The organism is Bradyrhizobium sp. 2TAF24 (genome assembly GCF_052115025.1).
In the GTDB taxonomy this organism is placed as follows: Bacteria; Pseudomonadota; Alphaproteobacteria; order Rhizobiales; family Xanthobacteraceae; genus Bradyrhizobium_A.
In genome coordinates, this window is record NZ_JBFRFW010000012.1 from 181,632 (window position 1) to 195,084 (window position 13,453).

A 13,453-nucleotide genomic window follows, 5' to 3' on the forward strand; every position below is an offset into this window, starting at 1 on the left:
GGCGGTCCGCGTCACCACGAGCCGTAGCGCGCGACGACGCCGCGGAACAGCGCATCGCGTTCCGCGCCGAGATGCGTGCCGCTGGCATCGCCCGCCGCATCGCGGCCCACCGCCATGTGGACCATGACGAGCTTCAGCTCGGGATCGACAAAGATCGCCTGGCCATAGACGCCGAGCAACACGAAGCGGCGGTGGCTGCCCGGCAGCAGCCAGACCTGCAGGCCGTAGCCGAGATAAGTGCTGTCATGCCAGCGCATCTGGCCGGGACGAAACGCCGGCGGCTGGCGGGCGGCATCGGTCATGTCGAGAAGATGCTCTGCGGCGACGCCCCGATGGCCGGCGGCCATGCCGTCATTGGCCAGCATCAGGCCGAGGCGACCATAGTCACGCACGGTCGCATTGAAATCGCCCTGCGCCACTTCAAGGCCATCGGACGGATTCACAAGCCAGGTAGCCCTGGCCTCGGCGCCGATCGGCTGCCAGATCCTGGCGTCGACATAGTCGCAGAGCGATGTGTGCGTCGCCGCGCGCAGCACGAGGCCCAGCACCTGCGTCTGCGCGCCGGCATAGTTGAAGCGCTCGCCGGCGGGATCGGCGCGCTCGGTAACGCTGCGCGCGGCGGCGATGTTGCCGCGCTCGCGCGTCAGCCTGTTGTGGCGCGCCCGGTCATCGTCCGCCGCGTAGCTCTCGACAAACCGCGCGCCGGACGCCATGCGCAAGAGGTCGACGATCCTGGTGCCGCCATAGAGCGTGCCGTCGAGCTCGGGCACGTAGGTCGCGGCGGTGTCGTCGAACGAGCGGATCGAGCCGTCCTCCAGCGCCTTGACCAGCGCCAGCGCGGTGATCGTCTTCGCCATCGAGTTCGACAGCATGCGCATGTCCGGCGTCCGGTCGTAGTTGTAGCGCTCGGCGACGATCCGGCCCTCGTGCAGCACCAGGATCGCGGTGACGCGCTGGCGCTGGAGATAATCGTCGAGCGTGTAGGACGCGCCGCGGAAGCGATAGCCGAAATTGATCGGCGTTTCGGCCGGCAGCGGCAGCGGCGCCGATGCCGGCGCCAGCGTGCAGGACGGCCCGAGCGTGTCGAGCGCGCTGAACGAGCCGACGAGATAGCGCTCCCGGCGGCTCTCCCGCATGCGCGGCGCAACCGGGTATCCCTCCGCCTTGCCCAGGATATCCTCGTCCGGCGCGGCGACGGCCGCCGGCGGCGCGGCGAGCAGGGGGAGGACGAACAGAGCACTCACGGCGCACAGGAGGCGAATGGCGTCGGACGGCATCGGCATGGGGCGCGGCACTCCTGCGGTTGTGACGGCGTCCCTAGCCAGCCTCGATGGCAGCACCATGACGGCGCCGACGCGACGCGCCGAAAGCCGCGGCAGCAGGATATGCGCGTCCCCGAGCCGTTCAGCTCCTCACATGCTTGCGCCTGACCTTGCGGCGCGGCGGATCGGCCTGGCGGGGAAACATCACCGCATGGCAGGCGGGGCTGAGCCGCGGGCCGCTGGCATTGAGGCAGGCGACGATGTTGTCGACATCGGGGATGAAGCGGCTGCACAGGCGGAACACGTCGGGCTGGCAGGCTTCCTGCTCCTGGGCGGTGCCCGGCTGCGCCGCGACGGCCGCCGGTACGAGCAGTCCCACCGCCAGCGACACCCCGCGAACCCAGCTTCGCCACCCGCCCCCGGCGCTGTCGGCACACCTCCCGGTCATGCCGTCGACGCCGCCGATCTCGACCTCACCGCCCCCGGATCCACCCATGATGCCCCTTTTCACTGTTCAAGCCCGGCGTGTGACAACACTGCCGCAAGGCGGCGGCGCCGTCGACCCGCCATGTCGCTGGGATTGCGATGGCGTTCGGCCGGCCAGTGTCCCTATGGTTCTAACATTCGCAAGGAGCCCGCTGCAAAGTGATGCGARTGTKAGAACCGGGACACTAGTGTGGTGGATCTGACATTCGCTTCAGTATCGCCGCGAGTCCWTCAAGCGAATGTCAGATCCAAAACCACACTAGAAWCTTATATTTGCTAGTGTCCCTATGGTTCTAACATTCGCAAGGAGCCCGCTGCAAAGTGATGCGAATGTGAGAACCGGGACACTAGAGGCCGGGCACCAGCTCGCCGCCGGTCTCGACCTTGAGCGTCGAACCTTTGAGATCGTCGCCGACCGGCTGGACGCGGCCGCCGAGATGCTTGCCGAGAAAGGCTTCCGCCACCGCAAAGAACGCCAGGCGGTTCACCGGCCGCGCAAAGCCATGGCCCTCGTCGCTGAAGCTGACATAGGTCACCGGCACGCCGCGTGCCTTCAGCGCCGACACCATCTGCTCGGACTCCGCCGCCACCACCCGGACGTCCTTCATGCCCTGTGCGATCAGGATCGGCCGCGTCGCGCGGTCGAGATGGTTGAGCGGCGAACGGTCGGCGAGGAAGGCGCGGCCCTCCTCGGTCGCGGGATCGCCGAGCCGCTGCTTCCAGATGCTGAACCACGGCCCCCAATAGGCCGGGATGGTCGCCATGAAGGTGTTGAGGTTGGAGATGCCGAACAGGTCGACGATGCAGGCGAACTTCTCCGGCGTCCTGGTCGCCGCGACCAGCGCCGAATAGCCGCCATAGCTGCCGCCATAGAAGCCGACCCGCGCGGGATCGGCGATGCCCTGCGCCACCGCCCAGTCGACCGCGTCGATCAGGTCGTCATGCATCCGCCCGCCCCACTCGCGGTCCGCCGCGGTGACGAACGCTTTGCCGAAGCCGGTCGAGCCGCGGTAATTGACGCTGAGCACGGCATAGCCGCGGCTCGCGAGCCACTGATGGGTGGGGTTGAAGCCCCAGACGTCGCGATCATAGGGGCCGCCATGGATCACCAGCACCATCGGCGGCTTGCCGGCCCCGGCCGCCTCCGCCGGTCGCGTCAGGTAGCCATTCAGCCGCAACCCGTCGCGCGCCGGGATCACCACCGGCTCGAGCTTGTGCAGCGGCACGTCGGCGAGCGCCTTGCGCTGCTTGAACAGCGGGCGCACCTCATGGGTCTCGCGGTCGAGCAGCGCATACTCGCCGCTCGCGGTGTCATGCTGGAAGAACGCCGTCACGACACGGTTGCCGTAGGTGCGGCCGAGGATTTCGATATCGCCGCCGCCGCTGGCCGGGCCGAGGTCGGCGAGATCCTGCACCATGCTCGCGTCGACCACGTGCCAGCGCGCCCGCTCGCGGTAGGACATCGCCGCGACCGGACGACGGTTGAACCAGTTGACGCCGACGATGTCGGCCTCGTCGTCGGCGGCGAGCAGCGTGGTCTTGCGGCTCGCCATCTCCATGGCGAACAGCGCCGCCTTGTCGCGGCCGCGGGCATCGATGAAATAGAGCGTATGGCCGTCGGGGCTGAAGTCGAGCAGTCGCGTGCCGTCGATATCGCCGACAGGAATGGTGGCGAACGGCGACCAGTTGCCGGTGGCGTGGCGCTCCAGCACCTCGGCGCTGCCGTCCTTCGCAAAGCGCACGCCGAGCCTGAGCTGGAAGTCGCCGTCGGTAATAAGGCCGGTGTATTCGGTGTTCTCATACAGCAGATCGCTGCGGCCGTTGACAATGTTGACGCGGTAGAGGTCGAAGTAGCGCTTGTCGCGCTGGTTGTGCCGCATCAGCATGTCGGTCGGAAACTTGCGGTCGATCTCCTGTACGAACGCCCGCACGCCCTGCGGCGGGGTCAGCGGCACGATCGCACCCGAGTGGATGTCGACGCTGGAGGCGCGCCAGTTCTCGTCGCCGTCGCGTTCCTGGAAGAAGACCAGATGACGGTTGGTCTGGGCCCAGCGATAGAACGGCGCGATGTTGCGGTCGGTGACACGCGTCACCGGCCGCGCCGACTTCAGGTCGTCGATGCGCGCCACGAACAGGTTGCGCACGCCGTCGACCGGGGCGAGCCAGGCCAGCGTCCAGCCGTCCGGACTGACGCTGACGCTGCCGATATCGACATCATCGAAAAACACCCGCCGCGGCACCAGTTCGGCCTCGGCGACGGCGCGGCCCGCCGGCCACAACGACAGCAGCGGCAGCGCGGCGCCGGCAAGCGCACCCTGGCGCAACAGGCGGCGACGGTCGATCGGAGAGACGAGCATGCACGGCTCCATCGGCTGCGCCGCAGCATGACGCGGCAGCGCGATCGGCGACCTCGCCGCAACCCTAGCTTGGCCCACGGGGACCGACAATCGGGCACTGCGGCCCGGCGGCGACTTTTTGACCGGCCGCGGCCGCGGCAAAAGCTGGCGCATCGGGCCTACGTACGAACCGCAAGCCGACCGATACAATGATCCGGCGCGCGGTGACGGCGTATCACTGCGATCGTTTCGACACCCCGTCCGCGCCGCCATGACCGGCCCCGACGGCACACGCTAAAGGCCGCTGCCTGAACGGTTTTTGCGGAATCTGCCCGTCATCTTTCAAGGCGCGTGCACCGGCATGAAAATCCCGCGGTGCCGATTCACCAGTTGCTAACAATAAGACTTCGCGGTTGCGGACAAGACTGCGTTTACCCTGACATTTAACACGACGTGGATTGCCGCGCGGCTAGGGTCCGTCGCACAAGTCATCGTCACCCAGAATGGATGAACGCCGTGCTGCAAGCGCCACTCACCGCCGAGGACTGGACACGAGCGACGGAAACCTGCGGCCGGGTCATCGCCGTGTCGGGATCGCGCGTCAGCGTCATGCTGCCTCCGCCCGCGCAGGCCAGCGATGCGATGCGGGCCACGGTTGGAAAATTCCTCGGCATCCGGGTCGGCGCATCGCTGCTGATCGGCGTCGTCACCCACATCTCGCTGGAGAGCAGCCCGGCCTCGGGCACGCGCAGCGTGATCCCGGTGGCGCAGCTCGACCTGATCGGCGAAATCCGCGGCCATGGCACGGCCGCCGCCCAGTTTCACCGCGGCGTCATCGATTGTCCGGCGATCAGCGACCAGGTCGGCACGGTCGGCTCCGCCGAGCTGCGGCTGATCTTCAACGTGTCGGGCACAAGCGTCATCGAGGTCGGCGAGCTGCAGCAGGGCAGCAGCATCGCCGCCCATGTCGACGTCAACGACATGCTCAACAAGCATTTTGCGGTGCTCGGCACCACCGGCGTCGGCAAGTCCAGCGGCGTCGCCTACCTGATCGACCAGGTGATACGGGTGCGCCCCGACCTGCGCATCCTGATCCTCGACGTGCACAACGAATACGGCCGCTCGTTCGGCAATCGCGCCCAGGTGCTCAACCCCGCCAACATCCGCCTGCCGTTCTGGCTGTTCAACTTCGAGGAGATCGTCGACGTGTTCTTCGGCGGCCGCCCGCCGGTGGATGAGGAAGTCGACCTGCTGTCCGAGGTGATTCCGCTGGCGAAGGCGGCCTATGCCCAGTATGTCGGCGCCGCCGGCCCGGACAGCCATGTGCGCTACACCGCGGACGTACCGCTGCCCTACCGCATCGCCGATCTGGTGTCGCTGCTCGACAGCCGCATGGGCAAGCTCGAGAACCGTTCCTCGCGCATGGTCTACCACAAGCTGATCACGCGCATCGAGACCGCCTGCAACGACCCGCGCTACGCCTTCATGTTCGAGAACGCCAATGTCGGCGGCGACATCATGGAGGATGTGCTGTCGTCGCTGTTCCGCCTGCCGATGGGCGGCGTGCCGATCTCGGTGATGCAGCTTGCCGGCTTCCCGTCGGAAGTGATCGACGCGGTGGTATCGGTGATCTGCCGCCTCGCCTTCGACCTCGGGCTGTGGAGCGATGGCCGCGACCCGCTGCTCGTGGTCTGCGAGGAGGCCCATCGCTACATCTCCGCCGACAAGACCGCGGGCTTCGGCCCGACCCGCCGCGCCGTCGCCCGCATCGCCAAGGAGGGCCGCAAGTACAACGTGTTCCTCGGCCTCGTCACCCAGCGCCCGGCGGAACTCGACGCCACCATCCTGTCGCAATGCTCGACGCTGTTCGCGATGCGCCTGACCAACGACCGCGACCAGGAGCTGCTGCGCTCGGCGGTGTCGGACACCGCCGCCAACCTGCTGTCGTTCCTGCCCTCGCTCGGCACCGGCGAGGTGTTCGCGTTCGGCGAGGGCGTGTCGCTGCCGAGCCGCTTCCGCTTCCGCCAGCTGCCGGCGCACATGATCCCGCGCAGCGAAGCCACCGGCCCCAACGGCCTCGATATCGCGGCGCCGGACCAGTCGCTCGGCGCGGTGATCCAGCGCTGGCGCGGCATCGCCCGGCAGAAGGCGCCGGCCACCGAGGGCGCGCGCACGGTGCAGACCACCGCGTCGCCGCCGCTGCAGCCGCGCGCGCTCGATCCCGATCGCTACAAGCTGTTGAAACGTCCGCTCGACGGCACCGCATTGCCGGGCGCCGCCGCCTCTCACCACGTATTTCCGAAATAACAATTGAAGGCAGGCCCGATGTCCGGCGCGCGACCTCTTCCCACGGGTCCCGCGCAGTCACTCCATCGGGACCATGCGAAAGTGCCAGTGATGTTATTTGCATTGCCTCAGCAGTCCGCGACCGAGAACCGGGAGCGGCATGATGATACGACCGTCGGCGGCGTGATCTCCGAACACGGCCTGCTGGACGCCATCGTCCGCCAGCTTCCGGTCGGCCTGACCGTGCAGGACGAGCGCGGCAACCTGCTGCTCGTCAACGAAACCGCCGCCGGCCATTTCGGCACCGCCGCGCAGACGCTGACGGTGTCCGGCGCCGCGATCGACGCGCCGCTCGCCCCCGCTCTGCCGGCGACCGCCATCACCGAGGCGCGCGGCGACCGCGTGGTGCTGACCACGCGCCAGCCGATCCGTGTCGCCGACCGCACCCTCACGCTGTCGACCTCGTTCGACGTCACTTCGCAAAAGGCGACCGAGGACGAGCTGTCGCGCCGGGCCTATTTCGACGAACTGACCGGCCTGCCCAAGCGCACGCTGATCGAGTCGCATGTCAACGCGCTGCTGGCCGAGGCCGCCACGCACAGCTCTTTCGCGCTGGTGTTCTTCGATATCGACAACTTCAAGCACATCAACGACTACTATGGCCACGCCGTCGGCGACGCGCTGCTGGTCAAGATCGCCAAGCGGCTGAGCGGCGAGTTGCGCGCGGGTGACATGCTGGCGCGCATCAGCGGCGACGAATTCCTGTTGATGCTGAGCCCGGTCTGCAGCGTGCTGGAGCTGGTGGAAACGGTCGACCGGCTGCTGGAGCGCCTCAAGGCGCCGATGCTGATCGACGATTTCGAGATCTTCGCTTCCGCCTCCGTCGGCGCCAGCCTCTATCCGGATCACGGCGCGACCTACGACGTGTTGCGGCACCACGCCGACATCGCGATGTACAGCGTCAAGAGCGCGACCAAGGGCGGCTTCGCGGTGTTCGACTCCAGCATGGCGCGCGAGGCCAGCGCGCGCACCGAGCTCGAGCAGAACCTGCGGCTCGCGATCCTCGAAAAGCGCTTCCACTGCGCGTTCCAGCCCAAGGTCGACATCCGCTCCCAGGAGGTCATCGGCGTCGAGGCGCTGGTGCGGCTGTACAACGACAAGGGCGTGATGCAGGCGCCCGGCACCTTCATCGAGCTCGCGGTCGAGCTCGGGCTGATCGACGAGCTGACCCATCTCGTGCTCGACGAGGTGATGAGCTCGATCGACCTGATCGACGCCTATTTCGGCCATGGCGTCAGCATCAGCCTCAATGTCGCGGCCAAGCAGGCCAACGATCCCTTGTTCATGCGCGCCTTCGCCGCCGCGCTCGCCGCCACCAACTGCCCCGAGCGCTTCATGATCGAGGTGACCGAGGAAGCCTTCGTGCGCACCACCGAATTCCAGACCGACATCCTGCCCGGCCTGCGCGAGATCGGCGTGCGCGTCTCGATCGACGATTTCGGCACCGGCTACTCGTCGCTGTCGGCGCTGACCGACATCACCGCCGACGAGATCAAGATCGACCGCTCGTTCGTCACCGACATCCACAAGCGGCCGCGCAGCCAGGCCGTGCTGCGCGCCATCGAGTCGCTGAGCGAGGCGCTCGGCATGACGGTGATCGCGGAGGGCGTCGAGTCCTATGAGGAGCTCGCCTATCTGCAGGGCGCGACGCGGATCCGCTATGCCCAGGGCTATTACTTCTCGAAGCCCGTGACCTTCGAGGACATGCAGACGACGACCACCACCGCCGACCTCGGTCGCGGCCGCACCGGGGAGCGCCTCGCGCGCGATCACCGCTTCACCCAGTCCCGCGCCACCCGCCGCGAGCGCTGAGCGGCGACGCCGGCCAGCTCCAGCTCCCCATCGCTCGCGTCGCCCAGCTCTCTCCTCATGGTGAGGAGCGGCCTGCAAGGCCGCGTCTCGAACCATGAGGCCGCGGCGCGGCGGAGCGGGCCTCATCCTTCGAGACGCCCGCGATGCGGGCTCCTCAGGATGAGGGGAAGCGCAGCATTTGGAGCCGAAATCGATCCGTCACCGGATCACCTCCAACCTCGAGCGCCGACGGTCCATAACGCCGGCAAGGGAAAATCGCGCGCCTTGTACTTTGACCCATGGGGTGGTACAGTAGCTCAGGCAGGGCAGCATCGAATGATCGTGGGATTTCGCGACGACTGGCTGCGCGCGTTCTTCACGGACGACATCCGCTCGCGAAATATCCCGCCCGATATCGAGGCCCGGCTGTTCCGCAAGCTGCAGATGATCGACGACGCGACGAGCGACCAGGACTTGCGCGTGCCGCCCAGCAATCATTTCGAGAAGCTCCGCGGCTCCCTCGCGAGTTTCCACTCGATCCGCATCAACCAGCGGTGGCGGCTGATTTTCCGCTGGAACGGCAGCCGCGGCGAAGCGGCAGATGTCTATCTGGACGACCACAGTTACAGGTAACGCACAAGGCAACCCATGCTGACGACCAAACGCAAACCGGCGACCATCGGCGAGATTCTGAAAGAGGAGTTCATGGAGCCGCTCGGCCTGACACAAGGCGTGCTCGCGGAGGCCATGGGTGTGCAGCGCAAACACGTCAACGAACTGTGCAACGACCGCAGGACCGTGACAGCCGCGACGGCCCTGATCCTGGCGCGGGTGTTCGGCAACAGCGCAGATTTCTGGCTCAACGTGCAGCGGCGCACCGACCTGTGGGAAGTGATGAACTCGCCCACCGAACGCCAACGCATCAAGCGCGCCCGCCCCCTGAAGACGGCAGCCTGATCTGACGAACGCCCTCGCCTTGTTCGGCAGCAAGCGCTGAGGGGCGATGGTGCGGCGACGCCCGCCAGCTCCAGCTCCCCATCGCCCCGCGTCGCCCAGCTCTCTCCTCATGGTGAGGAGCGGCCTGCAAGGCCGCGTCTCGAAGGATGAGGCCGAGGCGCGGCGGAGCGGGCCTCATCCTTCGAGACGCCCGCGATGCGGGCTCCTCAGGATGATGGGGAATGCCGTGCGCAGAAGCACAAGATAACGCCTCGGCTCCCCGACGCGGAGCCAACAACCATCTCACGCCGCCTTGTCGGCCAGCATCTCGCGCACCAGCGGCATCACCTTGCTGCCGTACAGCTCGATGCTGCGCATCAGCTTGTCGTGCGGCATCGGACCGGCGCTGTACTTGAGCTGGAAGCGCGCCACGCCGAGCGCCTCGACGGTCGCGGCGATCTTGCGTGCCACCGTCTGCGGCGAGCCGACATAGAGCGAGCCGTGGTCGGCCTCGCGCACGAACTCGTCGCGGCCCATCGGCGGCCATCCCCGCTCCTTGCCGATGCGGTCGCGCATCAGCTTGTAGTGCGGCCACAGCTCCTCGCGGGCCTGCTCGTCGGTATCGGCGACATAGCCCGGCGAATGCACGCCGATCGGCTGCGCCGGCCGGCCGAACTGCTGGTAGGCGCGGTGATGCAGATCGACGTAGGGCGCGAAGCGGCGGGGATCGCCGCCGATGATGGCGAGCATCAAGGGCAGGTCGTAATGTGCCGCGCGCACCACCGATTCCGGGCTGCCGCCGACGCCGATCCAGGTCTTGAGCGGCGCCTTCTCCGCCGGCGGATAGACCAGCTGGTTGCGCAGCGGCGGCCGCAGCTTGCCCTCCCAGGTCACCGGCTCCTGCTTCAGGAGCGCGGCGAACAGGTCGAGCTTCTCCTCGAACAGCTCCTCGTACTGGCCGAGGTCAAAGCCGAACAGCGGAAACGACTCGGTGAACGAGCCGCGGCCGAGGATCACCTCGGCACGGCCGCTGGAGGCCGCATCCACCGTGGCGAAGCGCTGGAACACGCGGATCGGATCATCGGAGGAGAGCACCGTGACCGCCGAGCCCAGGCGGATGCGCTGGGTGCGCGCCGCCATCGCCGCCAGCACCACCTCGGGTGCGGAGATCGCGAAGTCGGCGCGGTGATGCTCGCCGACGCCGATGAAGTCGATGCCGAGCTGATCGGCCAGCACCGCCTCGTCAATGACATTGCGGATGACCTGCGCATGGGCGAGCGGCTGGCCGTCGGGCCCGCGCGTCACGTCGCCGAAGGTGTCGAGGCCGAATTCGAGAGGTCGCGTCATCAGTCTGTCCGTCGGGGCCTGCGTCAGACGCCGACAGGAGCGGCGTCACGCGGCATGCAGGGAGCGAGGGGCAGCATGGCCACCCGCCGCTCGGTTGATGGGTACGGAAGTGTCGTCTGGCAGGTAAGAGCGCAGCCACGATCCGCCAAGGCCGCTTCGGGAAACCCAAGGTTTCCATTCGAGGTTTCCATTCGAGGTTTCCATTCGGGGTTTCCATGCGGGGTTTCCGTTCAGGATCTCCCCGCACCCGCCCCGCCGGCGCCGGCGTCTCCCGACCGAGGGGGCGCCACGGCGGTTGAGAGGCCGCTCAATCTGGGGCATGGTCGCCGCGCGGCGCAGACGCCGCCCCAAGGAAACCTGCCATGCCGCAGCCGGTATCGTCCCTCATCCGCCTGACGGCCCTCGCCCTCGCCACCTGCGCGCTGGCCCTGCCGGCGGTCGCCCGGCCGCCGACCGTGTCGGTGTCGCCGGGCTATGACCGGCGACTGCAGGAATCGCGGCAGGCACCGGCCCCGACCGGTGTCCAGCCACCCTCGCCGTCGCCGGGACCGCGGCTGCCACCCCGCTCGCGCAAGGCCAACGGCTGAAACCAGGAGCGCCCGTGCCGCAACCCTTCATCGTGTCCATCCCGCACAAGCTCGGCAAGGACGAGGCCATCCGACGCATGAAGGCCGGCCTCTCCAGCATTCAGTCGCAGTACGGCCAGCTGTTGCAGGTCCATGAGGAGATCTGGAGCGGCGACCGCCTCGCCTTTCGCATCACCGCGCTGAAGCAGCAGGCCAGCGGCACCATCGACGTCGCCGAGGATCACGTGAAGCTCGAGGTGATGCTGCCCTGGCTGCTCGCCGGCCTCGCCCATGGCGCCCAGGCGATGATCCGCGAGCGCGCCAACCGCATGCTGGAGAAGAAGTAGGCGCGGCGTCCGTAGCGCAGCGAGACCGGGGATGCGGCGCTTGCTGAGACAAGTCCTCCCGGATGTCGCCGCGCTCATCCGGGCTACACGGCTGAGGCTGCCACGAGCAACAGCCCATTCCTCATGGTGAGTCGCACGGCGACGAAACAAAAAAGGGGGCGCCGCGCGGCGCCCCCGTTTCGTCGAACGATGCTGCCACACGTCAAGCCGTGCGCACAGACTCCAGGAACTTGCCGACCTCGCGCTTGAGGCGGCTGCTCTCGCCGGACAGCGACTGCGCCGCCGACAGCACCTGGCCCGAAGCGCTGCCGGTCTCGCTGGCGCCGCGCTGCACGTCGGTGATGTTGGAGCTGACCTCGCGCGTGCCCACCGCCGCCTGCTGCACGTTGCGCGCGATCTCCTGGGTCGCGGCGCCCTGCTCCTCGACCGCGGAGGCGATCACCGCCGAGATTTCCGACATCCGCCGGATGGTCTCGCCGACGCCCTCGATCGCCACCACCGACTCGTTGGTGGCGGCCTGGATGCCGGAAATCTGCACGCTGATCTCGCCGGTCGCCTTCGCGGTCTGATCCGCCAGCGCCTTGACCTCGGAGGCGACCACGGCAAAACCGCGCCCGGCCTCGCCGGCGCGCGCCGCCTCGATGGTGGCGTTGAGCGCCAGAAGGTTGGTCTGCGCCGCGATGGTGTTGATCAGCTCGACGACGTCGCCGATGCGGCTCGCCGCCTTCGACAGCTCGCTGACCCGCTCGTTGCTGGTCTGCGCCTGCTCGACCGCCTCGCTGGCGATGCGCGCCGATTCCTGCACCTGGCGGCTGATCTCGGTCACCGACGACGACATCTCCTCGGTGGCTGAGGCCACCGACTGCACGTTGGTGGAGGCCTCCTCCGACGCCGCCGTCACCAGCGTCGTCAACTCTTCCGAGCGCGCTGCGGTCGAGGTCAGCGACGCCGCCGACAGCTCGAGCTCGGAAGCGGCAGCCGACACGGTGTCGACGATCTGGCCGACCGCGCTCTCGAAGCTGTCGGCGAGCGTGTGCAGCTCCTTGCGGCGCTGCGCTGCCGCCGCCTGGTCCTGCCGCATGCGGGTTTCAGCTTCGTCGCGCGCCTTGTGCTCGGCATTGTCGCGGATCTGGACGATCGCCTGCGCCATGTCGCCGATCTCGTCGTGGCGGCTCGCGCCGGGGATCACCACCGTGAGATCGCCCGCCGCCATCCGCTCCATCGCCTTGGTCATCCGCACCATCGGCCTGACGACGCCGAGCGCGATACCGAGAATGCCGGCGATGATGATCAGCGCCACCACGCCGGATACGCTCCACACCACGGTGGCGAAGGTCGTCACCTGGCTCGCGGCCGACACCTCCAGCGTCGCATTGGCGGAATTCGCCTTCTTGACGATCTCGTCGATCACGGCGCGGTGGCGGCCATACACCGCCTCGAGCTTGGCATAGGCCTTCTCGGCCGCCGCGCTGTCCTGCTTCGCCAGCGCCGGCAGCAATTCCTGCTCGGTCACATTCCAGAACGTCTGCACCTGGGCGTCGGAGTCGCGGGTCAAGGCGCCCTTGAGCGCCGGGTCGAGGTCCGAGTTCAGCCAGTAGGTGCGGCGCTCGTCGTAGTCCTTGCGCAGCTGCGCCAGGCGCTCCTTGTGCGCGGTGAGCTGCTGCGGTTCGCGCAGCGCCAGCGTCGCCTCGAGATAGGCCTCGACCACGTATTCCGGCGGCGGCAGGATGTCGGCGACGAGATCGTTGCCGAGCTTGATCTGGTTGTAGAGCGGACCGCCGACACGCAACTGGCGATTGGCGTAATCACTGACGCTGAGGATGGCGGCGAGACCGAGCGCGGTGATGATGCCAAAGGCGATGATGGTGGTCGAAATCGAAACGCGAAGCTTCATGAAGGCCCCCCCCGGGCACGCGAGATTGCGCTCGTGCAATGACGATCAACATTTCAACGGAGCTCTAAAATTGGGTTAAGCATCGGGACATGTTGTCGCATGCGACGGCATTTGCCGTAAAAACAGGCGCATACGCGCGCGC

General features: G+C 67.7%; 11 protein-coding genes. 6 read left to right on the top strand and 5 right to left on the bottom strand.

Features of this window, described 5'->3' with window-relative positions:
- Window positions 1–11 precede the first annotated feature (11 nt).
- From AB4Z37_RS19645 to AB4Z37_RS19655, 3 genes are all read right to left on the bottom strand, one after another.
- On the bottom strand, window positions 12–1,283 hold the full coding sequence (locus AB4Z37_RS19645) for a serine hydrolase domain-containing protein (protein WP_441518424.1): 1,272 nt from the start codon (window positions 1,281–1,283) through the stop codon (window positions 12–14).
- Window positions 1,284–1,404: 121 nt separating this feature from the next.
- Window positions 1,405–1,758 carry a hypothetical protein gene (locus AB4Z37_RS19650; protein WP_441518425.1) on the bottom strand — a complete coding sequence of 118 codons (354 nt, stop codon included), beginning with the start codon at window positions 1,756–1,758 and terminating at the stop codon, window positions 1,405–1,407.
- A gap of 337 nt (window positions 1,759–2,095) precedes the next feature.
- Window positions 2,096–4,105: a S9 family peptidase gene (locus tag AB4Z37_RS19655; RefSeq protein ID WP_441518426.1), complete on the bottom strand. Its 2,010-nt coding sequence runs from the start codon at window positions 4,103–4,105 to the stop codon at window positions 2,096–2,098.
- A 588-nt stretch (window positions 4,106–4,693) separates the two neighbouring features.
- Between AB4Z37_RS19655 and AB4Z37_RS19660 the strand changes: the two genes are divergently transcribed.
- From AB4Z37_RS19660 to AB4Z37_RS19675, 4 genes are all read left to right on the top strand, one after another.
- Window positions 4,694–6,391 (top strand): ATP-binding protein, encoded by a 1,698-nt coding sequence (locus AB4Z37_RS19660; RefSeq protein ID WP_441518480.1) that lies wholly within the window; start codon window positions 4,694–4,696, stop codon window positions 6,389–6,391.
- Between the two features lie 90 nt (window positions 6,392–6,481).
- Entirely contained in the window at window positions 6,482–8,242 is a 1,761-nt protein-coding gene (locus AB4Z37_RS19665) for a putative bifunctional diguanylate cyclase/phosphodiesterase (RefSeq protein ID WP_441518427.1), read from the top strand.
- A gap of 315 nt (window positions 8,243–8,557) precedes the next feature.
- Window positions 8,558–8,854 (top strand): type II toxin-antitoxin system RelE/ParE family toxin, encoded by a 297-nt coding sequence (locus tag AB4Z37_RS19670; protein ID WP_441518481.1) that lies wholly within the window; start codon window positions 8,558–8,560, stop codon window positions 8,852–8,854.
- Between the two features lie 15 nt (window positions 8,855–8,869).
- Complete coding sequence (locus AB4Z37_RS19675; RefSeq protein WP_441518428.1) at window positions 8,870–9,178, top strand: HigA family addiction module antitoxin; 309 nt, start codon at window positions 8,870–8,872, stop codon at window positions 9,176–9,178.
- A gap of 282 nt (window positions 9,179–9,460) precedes the next feature.
- On the opposite strand, the gene AB4Z37_RS19680 is transcribed toward AB4Z37_RS19675, so the two are convergent.
- Entirely contained in the window at window positions 9,461–10,504 is a 1,044-nt protein-coding gene (locus tag AB4Z37_RS19680) for an LLM class flavin-dependent oxidoreductase (RefSeq protein ID WP_441518429.1), read from the bottom strand.
- A 362-nt stretch (window positions 10,505–10,866) separates the two neighbouring features.
- Between AB4Z37_RS19680 and AB4Z37_RS19685 the strand changes: the two genes are divergently transcribed.
- The gene (locus tag AB4Z37_RS19685) at window positions 10,867–11,091 is read left to right on the top strand and encodes a hypothetical protein (protein WP_441518430.1); all 225 of its coding nucleotides are present in this window, start codon (window positions 10,867–10,869) and stop codon (window positions 11,089–11,091) included.
- Window positions 11,092–11,105: 14 nt separating this feature from the next.
- Window positions 11,106–11,417 (top strand): polyhydroxyalkanoic acid system family protein, encoded by a 312-nt coding sequence (locus AB4Z37_RS19690; protein ID WP_441518431.1) that lies wholly within the window; start codon window positions 11,106–11,108, stop codon window positions 11,415–11,417.
- 202 nt (window positions 11,418–11,619) lie between these two features.
- Here AB4Z37_RS19690 and AB4Z37_RS19695 read toward each other — a convergent pair whose 3' ends face one another.
- Window positions 11,620–13,311, bottom strand: a complete 1,692-nt coding sequence (locus tag AB4Z37_RS19695; protein WP_441518432.1) for a methyl-accepting chemotaxis protein — start codon at window positions 13,309–13,311, stop codon at window positions 11,620–11,622.
- Window positions 13,312–13,453 lie beyond the last annotated feature (142 nt).